This is a genomic window from Brevundimonas sp. (assembly GCF_036400995.1).
Lineage (GTDB): Bacteria > Pseudomonadota > Alphaproteobacteria > Caulobacterales > Caulobacteraceae > Brevundimonas.
Genome location: NZ_DASWWG010000019.1, coordinates 34432 through 44624, shown reverse-complemented (window position 1 = coordinate 44624; position 10193 = coordinate 34432). Strand labels below are relative to the sequence as shown.

The 10193-nt window shown below is 69.1% G+C and carries 8 protein-coding genes; 6 read left to right on the top strand and 2 right to left on the bottom strand.

What is annotated here, in order from left to right; genetic code table 11:
• Positions 1 to 183: 183 nt before the first annotated feature.
• Entirely contained in the window at positions 184 to 1071 is an 888-nt protein-coding gene (coxB, locus tag VGE03_RS02975; RefSeq protein ID WP_331044985.1) for a cytochrome c oxidase subunit II, read from the bottom strand.
• Between the two features lie 246 nt (positions 1072 to 1317).
• Here coxB and VGE03_RS02970 point away from each other — a divergent pair, with 246 nt between their 5' ends.
• Genes VGE03_RS02970 through tldD form a run of 4 tightly spaced genes read left to right on the top strand, consistent with a single transcriptional unit; the run spans position 1318 to position 4528 of the window.
• Positions 1318 to 1686 carry a PadR family transcriptional regulator gene (locus tag VGE03_RS02970; RefSeq protein WP_331044984.1) on the top strand — a complete coding sequence of 123 codons (369 nt, stop codon included), beginning with the start codon at positions 1318 to 1320 and terminating at the stop codon, positions 1684 to 1686.
• Positions 1683 to 2261 carry a DUF1700 domain-containing protein gene (locus tag VGE03_RS02965; RefSeq protein ID WP_331044983.1) on the top strand — a complete coding sequence of 193 codons (579 nt, stop codon included), beginning with the start codon at positions 1683 to 1685 and terminating at the stop codon, positions 2259 to 2261. Before VGE03_RS02970 ends, VGE03_RS02965 begins: the two co-directional genes overlap by 4 nt.
• A 15-nt stretch (positions 2262 to 2276) precedes the next feature.
• Positions 2277 to 3053, top strand: coding sequence for a GIN domain-containing protein (locus VGE03_RS02960; protein WP_331044982.1), 777 nt, complete (start codon positions 2277 to 2279; stop codon positions 3051 to 3053).
• Positions 3054 to 3097: 44 nt separating this feature from the next.
• Positions 3098 to 4528 (top strand): metalloprotease TldD, encoded by a 1431-nt coding sequence (tldD, locus tag VGE03_RS02955; protein ID WP_331044981.1) that lies wholly within the window; start codon positions 3098 to 3100, stop codon positions 4526 to 4528.
• Positions 4529 to 4612: 84 nt separating this feature from the next.
• Here tldD and VGE03_RS02950 read toward each other — a convergent pair whose 3' ends face one another.
• Positions 4613 to 5572, bottom strand: coding sequence for a TraB/GumN family protein (locus VGE03_RS02950; protein WP_331044980.1), 960 nt, complete (start codon positions 5570 to 5572; stop codon positions 4613 to 4615).
• 171 nt (positions 5573 to 5743) lie between these two features.
• On the opposite strand from VGE03_RS02950, the gene VGE03_RS02945 reads away from it, so the two are divergent.
• Complete coding sequence (locus tag VGE03_RS02945) at positions 5744 to 7789, top strand: TonB-dependent receptor plug domain-containing protein (RefSeq protein WP_331044979.1); 2046 nt, start codon at positions 5744 to 5746, stop codon at positions 7787 to 7789.
• Positions 7790 to 7938: 149 nt separating this feature from the next.
• Positions 7939 to 10020 carry a TonB-dependent receptor plug domain-containing protein gene (locus VGE03_RS02940; protein WP_331044978.1) on the top strand — a complete coding sequence of 694 codons (2082 nt, stop codon included), beginning with the start codon at positions 7939 to 7941 and terminating at the stop codon, positions 10018 to 10020.
• Positions 10021 to 10193: the final 173 nt, after the last annotated feature.

The following is a 10193-nucleotide window of genomic DNA, read 5'->3' as shown; positions in this document are numbered from 1 at the left end:
TCCCAGCGGATCAGGCCGGACAGGGCGCCCCCGATCAGGCCCGCCATGATGGCGAACAGGATGTAGAGGGTGCCGATGTCCTTGTGGTTGGTCGACAGCAGCCACCGGGTGAAGAACCCGGGCTTGTGATCGTGATCGTCGTGATGAGCGGCGGCGTGAGCCATGGGACTATCGGTCCTCGGATCAGTTCAGAGCGGGGGCGGCGGCCGGAGCCGCGGCGCCTTCCGGAGCCTTCGGGGTCATCGAGCCGCCCTTGGAGGCGACCCAGGCTTCGAAGTCGGCCTGGCTGACGACGCGGATCTCGATCGGCATGAAGGCGTGGTCGACGCCGCACAGTTCCGAGCACTGGCCGTAGAAGGTGCCGACGCGGTCAGCGCGGAACCAGGTTTCGTTCAGGCGGCCCGGGACGGCGTCGATCTTCAGGCCGAACGCCGGCAGGGCGAAGGCGTGGATGACGTCGGCGGCGGTGACCTGGACGCGAATGGTCTTGCCGACCGGCACGACGATCGGTTCGTCGGCGGCCAGACGGTAGAGGGCGTGATCCATCCCGCGCTGGGCGATCTCTTCCTCGGACAGCATGTTCGAGACGTACTCGGGGATGCCCTGGTCCGGGTATTCGTAACCCCAGTTCCACTGGTTGCCCGTGGCCTTAACGGTCAGGTACGGCTCCGGCATGTCGTTGTAGGCGAACAGCAGGCGGAACGAGAACAGCGAGATCGCGACGAGGATCAGGACCGGCGCGACCGTCCAGATCACCTCGACGAGGGTGTTGTGGCTCCACTTGGCCGGGACCGGGTTCGCCTTCTTGTTATAGCGAATGACGATCCAAATCAGCAGGCCCAGCACCAGCAGGGTGATGATGCTGATCACCGGCAGCAGGACGACGTCGTGGAAGAAGTGCGCTTCCACCTTCAGCGGCGAAGCCGCCGGCTGCAGCGCGATACCGCCCGGCGTCGGCTGACCCATGCGGTCACCTTCCGAAGCCAAGGCCGGCGTAGCGGCGAAAACGGCCAGGCCCAAGGCGGTGAGACCACCACCGATCAGCGCCCGGGCCCGCGTGCCCATCCCCATGCGAGACATCCTCATAAAACCGTTTCGTCGCAATCAGTTGCGAGTGAATCGCAAACAGCCGTTGGAACCTGACGCCCCCGCGGCGATACTTGGGCGGTCCATATCGTCCCCTCCCTCGCTTGCCAAGCGTTCCGACAGATCGGGTTCGTTCGCACCCCGGATTAAATCGGAGTCATGTTTCGCCAGCTACCTTGCGTGGCAAGATACCTTGCGATACCCCTTGGACACATCACGGGAGAGGTTGATGTGCCTGAAACCATAGAAATCCAGTTGAAGAAGGGGGCCCTGACGCTGTGCGTTCTGGCCCTGCTGAACCGGCGCGAAAGCTACGCCTACGAGATCGCCTCGACCCTGTCCGACGCCATCGGAATGGGGGAAGGGACCATCTATCCGCTGATGCGCCGCATGCAGTCCGACGGCCAGGTCGAGACCTATCTGCGCGAATCGCCCTCTGGCCCGTCGCGCAAATATTATCGCCTGACCGACGCCGGTCGCCGGGCGCTGGACGCCCAGAGAGCCGAGTGGCGCGCGTTCGCCCTGGCGGTCGAGACCATTCTTGACGACGCGGCCGCGCCCGCCGTCGCCGAACTCAGCGAAGAGGGAGCTGAACAATGACCCGCGCCGACTTCATGGCCCGGTTGAGACAGGGGCTGGTGGGACTTCCGATGTCGACCGCCGCCGAGATCGCCGCCGACTACGAACTGCACTTCACCGACGGCGCCGCCGCCGGCCGCAGTGAAGAGGACATCGCAGCCGCGCTGGGCGACCCCGCCCGTCTGGCCCGCGAACTGCGCGCCGAGGCCGGCGCCCGCCGCTGGACCCAGGAGCAGAACCCGTCGGCCGCCGTGGGCGCCGTCTTCGGCCTGATCGGCCTGGGCGCGCTCGACATCATCATCATCCTGCCGCTGTTCTTCTCGGTCGTGGGCACGGTGCTGTCCTTCCTGGTCGCGGGCATCGCGGTCTTCGTCAGCGGCGGCATCGTCGCGGTCGTGGGCCCGTTCTTCGACGGCCCGGGAGGCGTGATCGCCGCGGTGCTGCTGGGCGTCGGCCTGATGGGTCTCGGCCTGTTCATGGGCGGCCTGATGGCCATCCTGACCAAGTGGCTGATCGACGCCACCGTCTGGTACGCCCGCCTGCACTACCGCGTGCTGAAGCCGGCGCTGGACACCCAGCCCGTCCAACAGGCCTGAGGGAGGACCTGAACCATGATGCGCAATCTTCTCGTCATCACCGGCGTCGGCTTCCTGCTCTCGCTGGTCGGCATCGGCGGGGCCGTGGCCCTGGTGGGCAACGACGTCCGCAAGCACGACTGGACCTGGGTGGTCACCGATGACGGCCCCGGCGACTCCAACTTCCGCTTCGAACGCGGCCCGGTGCAGCCCGATATCGAGCGCACCATCGCCTGGAGCGGCGGCGACAGCCTGTCGGTCGACGTCCCCGGCGAGGTCGATTACGTCCAGGGCGATGAGGCGGGCATCCGCATCAGCGGCCCGAAGGACATCGTCGACAGCATCCGCTTCGTCGACGGCCGCCTGACCATGGACAGCGATGACCGTCCGGAACGCGGCTACATCCGCTGGAGCGGCTCGGGCATCCATGTGTGGAGCGAAAGCGAGGCCCTGCGGATCACGGTCACCGCCCCGTCGGTGACCAATTTCGAAATGGGCGACAACGGTCTGCTGCGGGTCCGCCGCTACGACCAGCCGGCCCTGTCGGTGACCACCCAGGGCGAGGGCTCGATCAAGGTCGAGGGCCGCGCCGACAAGGCGACGGTCACGATCAACGGCGACGGCGGCGCAAACCTGTCCCGCCTGCTGCTGGCCGAGGCCGTGGTCAATGTCCCCGGGGACGGCGACGTCCGGGTCGGCCCGACCGAGCGGGCCGAGATCGACATCTCCGGCCAGGGCGACGTGACCCTGACCCGGAATCCGGCCCAGGTGACCCAGTCCATCACCGGCTGGGGCGAGGTCGAGTTCGACTAAAGCGGACGCGTGACGCGGGGACGGTCAGCCCCTACTTAAGGCCCATGACCGTCCTCGTTTCCCCGCCCGCCATCCTCGACAGCGCCGAGGTCGGCGCCGACGAAGCCCTCTCGATCCTGCAGGACGCCCTGACGGGAGCCGACGACGGCGAACTGTTCCTCGAGCGATCCGAATCGGAGTCGCTCGTTTTCGACGACGGCCGCCTGAAGTCGGCGGCCTATGACGCGAGCGAGGGCTTCGGCCTTCGCGTCGTCGCCGGCGAGACCGCCGGATACGCCCACGCCAACGAGATCAGCGGCCCTGCCCTGCGTCGCGCCGCCGACAGCGCCGCCCTGGCCAAGTCAGGCCACGCCGGGATCGCGGCCGAGGCGCCCCAGGCGACCAACCGCAAGCTCTATGACGAGGTTGATCCCCTCGCCTCCCCCGCCTTCTCCGACAAGATCGCCCTGCTGGCCGAGATCGACGCCTGGGCCCGCGCCCGCGATCCGCGCGTCGTGCAGGTCTCGGCCTCGCTGATCGGCGAGCACCGCCAGATCGAGATCCTGCGCGGCGACGGCCGCCTGATGCGCGACATGCGCCCGCTGGTCCGGCTGAACGTCTCCGTCACCGTAGAGAAAGACGGCCGCCGCGAGAGCGCTTCCTCCGGCGCGGGCGGCCGCGCGGGCTTCGAGGCCTGGGTCGCTCCGGACCGCTGGCAGGCGCAGGTCGACGAGGCCCTGCGTCAGGCGCTGGTCAATCTGGAAGCCGTCGACTGCCCGGCGGGCGAGATGGACGTGGTGCTCGGCGCGGGCTGGCCCGGCGTCCTGCTGCACGAGGCCATCGGCCACGGCTTCGAGGGCGACTTCCACCGCAAGGGCTCGTCGGTCTTCACCGGCATGATGGGCAAGCGCGTCGCCGCCCCGGGCGTGACCGTGGTCGACGACGGCTCCATCGCCGGTCGCCGCGGCTCCCTGACCATCGATGATGAGGGCACCCCGACCAACCGCACGGTCCTGATCGAGGACGGCATCATGGTCGGCCTGATGCACGACCGCCTGTCGGCCCGCCAGCTGGGCGCCGAGGCCACCGGCAACGGCCGTCGCCAGTCCTTCGCCCACATGCCGATGCCGCGCATGACCAACACCTTCATGGAAGGCGGAAAGGACTCGAAGGCCGACATGATCGCCAATACGAAGCGCGGTCTCTACGCGGCGAACTTCGGCGGCGGTCAGGTGGACATCACCAACGGCAAGTTCGTGTTCCAGTGCACCGAGGCCTATCTGATCGAGGACGGGAAGATCACCGCCCCGGTGCGCGGCGCCACCCTGATCGGCGACGGCGCCACGGCCCTGACGCAGGTGCAGATGATCGGCGATGACTTCGAGTTCGATCCGGGCGTCGGCGTCTGCGGCAAGGCCGGACAGGGCGTCCCCGTCGGCATCGGCCAACCCTCGCTGAAGATCGGCGGGCTGACGGTGGGGGGAACGGCTGTCTAGGGGCTAGGGGCTAGGTGATAGGTTTTAGGGGGCGGCATGCGCCGCCCTGGGCCAACCCTGCCCCTAGAACCTCGAACCTAGAACCTACCTCCACTCCGGCCCGACGATCTCGAAGCCGCGGGCTTTCAGGCTGTCCAGGACGCCGCCCTCCTCGGCCAGCAGGCGGACCGGGGCGACGCCCATGGTGACGCCCGGCGAGATCATCGCCGTCTCCACCGCCGCCGCCCATTGCTGGTGCAGTTGCGGGGCCAGTTCCGGATCGCCCCACGGCCAGCACACGTTCAGCGCCTGCTCGATCGGCGAGTTGACCACGTCCGGCACGCGGAAGGCGCGCCAGTCCAGCGCCCGGTCGCGCGAGGCCTCGGGTCCGGCTTCCGCCGCCGCGATGGCCCGCTCGACGCAGGGCACGTGCACCGTCTGGGGCGCGTTGATCAGGCTGGCGACCATCTCGTCCCCGCGCACGATGCCCACGGGCCGCATATCGATGCGCGCCCGCCGCCCCGACCGCCGGACCACGTCGATGGCGTCCTGCGTCTCGCCCCCGGCGCGGAAACCGGCCTTGTCCTGCATCAGGTCCAGACCGACGAAGAGCAGGCTCTGGGTGCGCCAGCCCTGCCCGCGCTCCCCGGCCATAAGGGCCTCCAGACGGGCCTGATAGTCCGGGCTGAGATAGTCGGCCGTGGTCTGGCCCTGCGGCATCCGCCCGATGGTGCGGGCGCGCCAGATCACGCGAAGCAGGTCGCTGAATGAGGCGCGGCCCTCCTGCGGCAGCAGGATCAGGTCCGCCTTCGCCGCCGCCGCCTCCAGCGCGTCGGGGCGCCAGGTCACGTCGCGCGGAATGGAGCGGATCGAGCCGACGAGGATCAGGGTCGAGTCGCCGCGTGTGACCGTCCACATCGGCGCGCCCGAGCGCCGGGCCAGCACCACCACCTCATCCAGCTCCGTCGCCTCCTGGGCGACCGGGGGCGCGGACTGCGCAAGGACCGACGGCGCGGCGGCGCTGAAGCTGAGCAGGACAGAGGCGAAAACAGCGACGGATTTCACAGAACCACCCGTTAGACTTGATGAACGACAGTATTGAACAGACAAGATCAGAACACGAAGATGACAGCGCTGTAATGCTGTCGCCGATTTAATCCACCTGTCCGTCTTGTAACTGGAGACGGGCGGATCATGCGGTCACACCTCTCGTCACACGACGAGGGGAGTTCTGCAATGACCAAGACCATTCTTCTGGCGACGACGGCGATCCTTCTGGGCGCCGGTGCGGCCGCCGCCCAGACCCCGCCTCCGCCGCCCGCCCAGCACACGGCCCAGGCCGAAGCCGGCCAGCAGGGCGTGCTGGTGTTCAACCCCGACTTCTTCGCCGACCAGCGCCCGACCACCGCGCTGGACATGGTCAACCGGGTGCCCGGCTTCAGCGTCTCGGACGGCGACGGCAGCCGCGGCTTCGAAGGCTCGGTCGGCAACGTCCTGGTCAACGGCTCGCGTCCGGCCTCCAAGAACGACACCGGCTCCAGCGTTCTGGGCCGCACCCTGGCCTCGAACGTCGAGCGTATCGAGCTGATCCGCGGCGGCGCCCCGGGCATCGACATGCAGGGCTTCTCGGTGGTGGTGAACGTCATCACCCGCAATCAGGCCAGCCAGCAGACCATCGTCACCGGCAACGCCGTGCTGTTCGAGGGCGGTCAGGACGTCTACGGCGGTTCGATCCAGTTCACGGCCCGCGACGGCGACCGCACCTGGGGCTTCACCCTGAGCGACGGCCTGTCGATGAGCGACGCCAACGGCGTCGGCCCGGTCATCCGCCGCGACGGCGCCGGCACGGTCATCCGTGACGAGGACTTCTTCAACGACCAGACCGGCGGCGGCCAGTCGGCCCGCGTCAACTACGCCAGCCCCTTCCTGGGCGGGAAGATCGACGCCACCGCCCGCTACGGCGTCAACGACTTCGCCAACCTGAACCTGCAGACCTCGCCCACGACCCGCCGCGAGAGCCGGTACGAGGAGGATGGATCGTCGGGCGAACTGGGGCTGGTCTACACTCGCCCGCTGAGCAGCCGGTTCAACCTCGAGACCCGCTTCATCCACGAGTTCAGCGACTTCACCGGCGTCTCGACCAACCGCACCACCCTGTCGGGCGTCGCCAGCCCGGAGCAGCGCTTCGAATCGGACGGCAACGCCTCCGAGACCATCCTGCGCGGCCTGGTCCGCTTCGAGCAGTCGCCGAAGCTGACCTGGGAGTTCGGCGGCGAGGTTGCCTACAACATGCTGGAGACCGAACAGGCCTTCAGCATCGGCGGCACGCCGGTCCCCCTGCCCTCGGCCTCGGTGAAGGTCGAGGAGACGCGCGGCGAGCTGTTCGGCAAGGGCACCTGGCGCCTGCGCGACGACCTGACGGTCGAGGGCGGCCTGCGGCTGGAAGCCTCGACCATCACCCAATCGGGTGACGCCGATCAGGAGAAGAGCTTCTTCTTCCCCAAGCCGCGCCTGCTGGCCACCTGGACCCCGATGGCCAACAATCAGTTCCGCCTGCGCTTCGAGCGCGAGGTCGGCCAGTTGGACTTCGGCGACTTCGCCGCCTCGGCGGACCTCGAGGATGAGAACGTCTTCGGCGGCAACATCGATCTGGAGCCGGAGCAGCGCTGGATCAGCGAACTGATCTACGAGCGCCGCTTCATGGGCGACGGCATCGTCAGCATCGGCCTGCGCCATGACGAGATCGTCGACGCCATCGACGTGATCCCGCTGGACGCCGGCCTGTCGGCGGTCGGCAACATCGGCGACGGCACGCTGGACCAGCTGGCGGTGAACATCCTGGTGCCGATGGACTGGGCCGGCTTCACCGGCGGCCGTCTGGGCTTCCGCAACACCTGGAACCACACCGAGGTGACCGATCCGACCACCGGCGAGACGCGCGCGATCTCGAACGTGCGGGCGTCGCAGGCGACCTTCACCATCGCCCAGGACATCACCTCGTGGAAGCTGCAGTGGGGCGGCGCCTACATCCCGCTGCTGGGCCAGACCAGCTTCGACCCGGATCAACGCTTCAGCTGGCGCGGTCGCGACTATTTCGAGTTCTGGGCCGAGTACAAGCCGACCCCGACCCTCTCGATCCGCGCCCAGATCAACATCTGGGACAATTTCGACCAGGAGCGCATCGCCTATGGCGACCGGCTCACGCGGCCGATCGCCTTCATCGAGACCCGCGAAATCGACCCGCGGACCTTCTACCAGATCCGTCTGCGCAAGACGTTCTGAGTTCGGCTCCGGCCCGCGCCCTCGATCAGGCCGGAGTTCCGAAGCGGCGGCGGAGGTCCCCTTAACCTCCGCCGCCCACCCGGCATCTGGCGCTTGCGAGCGCCTCGCAGCACAGGCATAGGTCGCGGCCGGAACGGGGGGAGAGGTTCATGCGCAGGGCTGTGTGGCTGGCGGGCGTCGCGGCGTCCGTACTGGCGGCTCCGGCCATGGCCCAGGTCGCTCCCGGCGGCGTCGCCCAGGCGCCCCGGCCGACCGGCCCCGTGAGCGACGCCCCGGAAGTCGACGCCGCCCAGCGCGGCGTTCTGGTGTTCGAACCCGCCTTCTTCGCCGACAGCCGCCCCAACACCGCCTGGGACATGATCGCCCGCCTGCCCGGCTTCTCGTTCAGCTCCGGCGACAGCGACACCCGCGGCCTCGCGGGCGCCAGCGGCAACGTCCTGATCGACGGCCAGCCGCCCGCGAGCAAGACCGACGACCTCGGCGACGTCCTGGGCCGGATATCGGCCGCCTCGGTGGCCCGGATCGAGCTGATCCGCGGCGGCGCCCCCGGCATCGACATGCGTGGCCATCCGGTCGTGGCCAACGTCGTGCTGGTGCGCACCGTGACCACCGAGCGGGTGCTGGAGACCAACACCTACGTCTATCCCGACGGCTACCTCGGCCCGGTTCTGCTGTTCGGCTGGTCGCGCCGCGAGGGCGAGGAGCAGATCGAGGCCGAGATCAGCGCCGCCAGCGACCGCACGGACGGCACGGGCCCCGGCTTCCGCCGCCGCTACGACCCGTCCGGCGCCCTTGTCCAGGACGCGGACCTGGACCGCTGGGACCAGTATCGCAACGTGCGTGCGACCGGCGCCCTGCAACGCCGCCTCGCGGGTGGACGGCTGCGGATCAACGGGCTGGTGGGACTGTTCGACGAGGAGAACACCCAGGCGGTGCTGATCCGCTCCGGCCCGGGCGCGAGTAGCGACAACGCCGAGGAGGAACAGTCGCTCGAGGCCGAACTGGGCGTGAACTGGGTCCGGGATCTGGGGCCCCGCACCACGCTGGAGCTGACCGGCCTGCAGCGCTACGAGACCGAGGACTATGTCGGCGTCTCGACCAGCGGCGGCGACAGCGAGACCTTCACCTCGGACGGGTCCGCCGGCGAGTCCATCGCCCGCGCCGCCCTGCGCTTCCGCCCATCGGACCGTTGGGCGCTGGAGTTGGGCGGCGAGGCCGCCTGGAACTTCCTCGACAGCGCCACGACCTATGCCGAGAACGGCGTGCCCGTGCACCTGCCCTCGGCCTCCGTGCGGGTCGAGGAGCTGCGCGGCGAGGCCTTCGGACAGGCGACCTGGCGGCCCTCGCCAGACTTCACCCTGGAGTTCGGCCTGCGCGTCGAGGCCTCGGAGATCAGCCAGTCGGGCGACAGCGACGCCAGCAAGACCTTCGTCTACCCCAAGCCCCGGGTGCAGGCGACCTGGACGCCGCGCGCGGGTCACCAGTTCCGCTTCCGCATCGAGCGCGACGTGGGCCAGCTGGACTTCGACGACTTCGTCGCCTCGGCCGACATCGACATCGGCCAGGTCGAGGCGGGCAACCCCGATCTGGAGCCCCAGCAGCAGACGGTGTTCGAGGCCCTGTACGAGCGCCGCTTCTGGGACGACGGCGTATTCGACGCCACGATCCAGCATGCCGAGGTCGAGGACGTGGTCGACGTCATTCCCCTGGCCGGCGGCTTTGACGGCGTGGGCAACATCGGCGACGGGACCTCGGGCTTCTTCCGCCTGCGCCTGACCCTGCCCTTCGACAAGCTGGGCGTTCCGAACGCCCGCCTGCAGGCCCGCACGACCTGGTCCTGGACCGAGGTGACCGACCCGGTCACCGGCGAGACGCGCCGCTTCCAGGGCGATCAGGCCTTCGGCTGCCAGGTCGACTTCAACCACGATCTGGCGGGCGGCCGCTGGTCCTGGGGCTTCGAGCACGGCTGCAACGTCGACAAGGGCCGGATCTTCCGCGTGCGCGAGGTCCGGGCCCTGCGCGAGGAGCCCTTCGTGCTGGTCTACGGCCAGTGGAAGCCGCGCGAGGACCTGACCGTCCGGCTCGACCTCGGCAACGCCACCGACCAGACCCAGGGCTACGACCGCCTGCTGCACAGCGGCCCCCGCGACCTCGCCCCGGTCAGCCAGCGCGAGGTCCGCCAGACCGAGGCCAGCCCCTGGCTCTACCTGCAGCTCCGGAAGACATTCTAGGGCGCTACCGCTCGCGCCGCGGGCGCTCGCTGCTTGAGCGCAGATGAGGGGCGCTATCGTTCGCGACGCGTCATTGCTTGAGCGCAGGTTTGTTGCGCCGCCACCCGCGCCGAGCGGCAGAGCCCGTCCCGCGCTCAGGCAGCGAGGCGCCGCGCGCCGAGCGATAGCGCCAA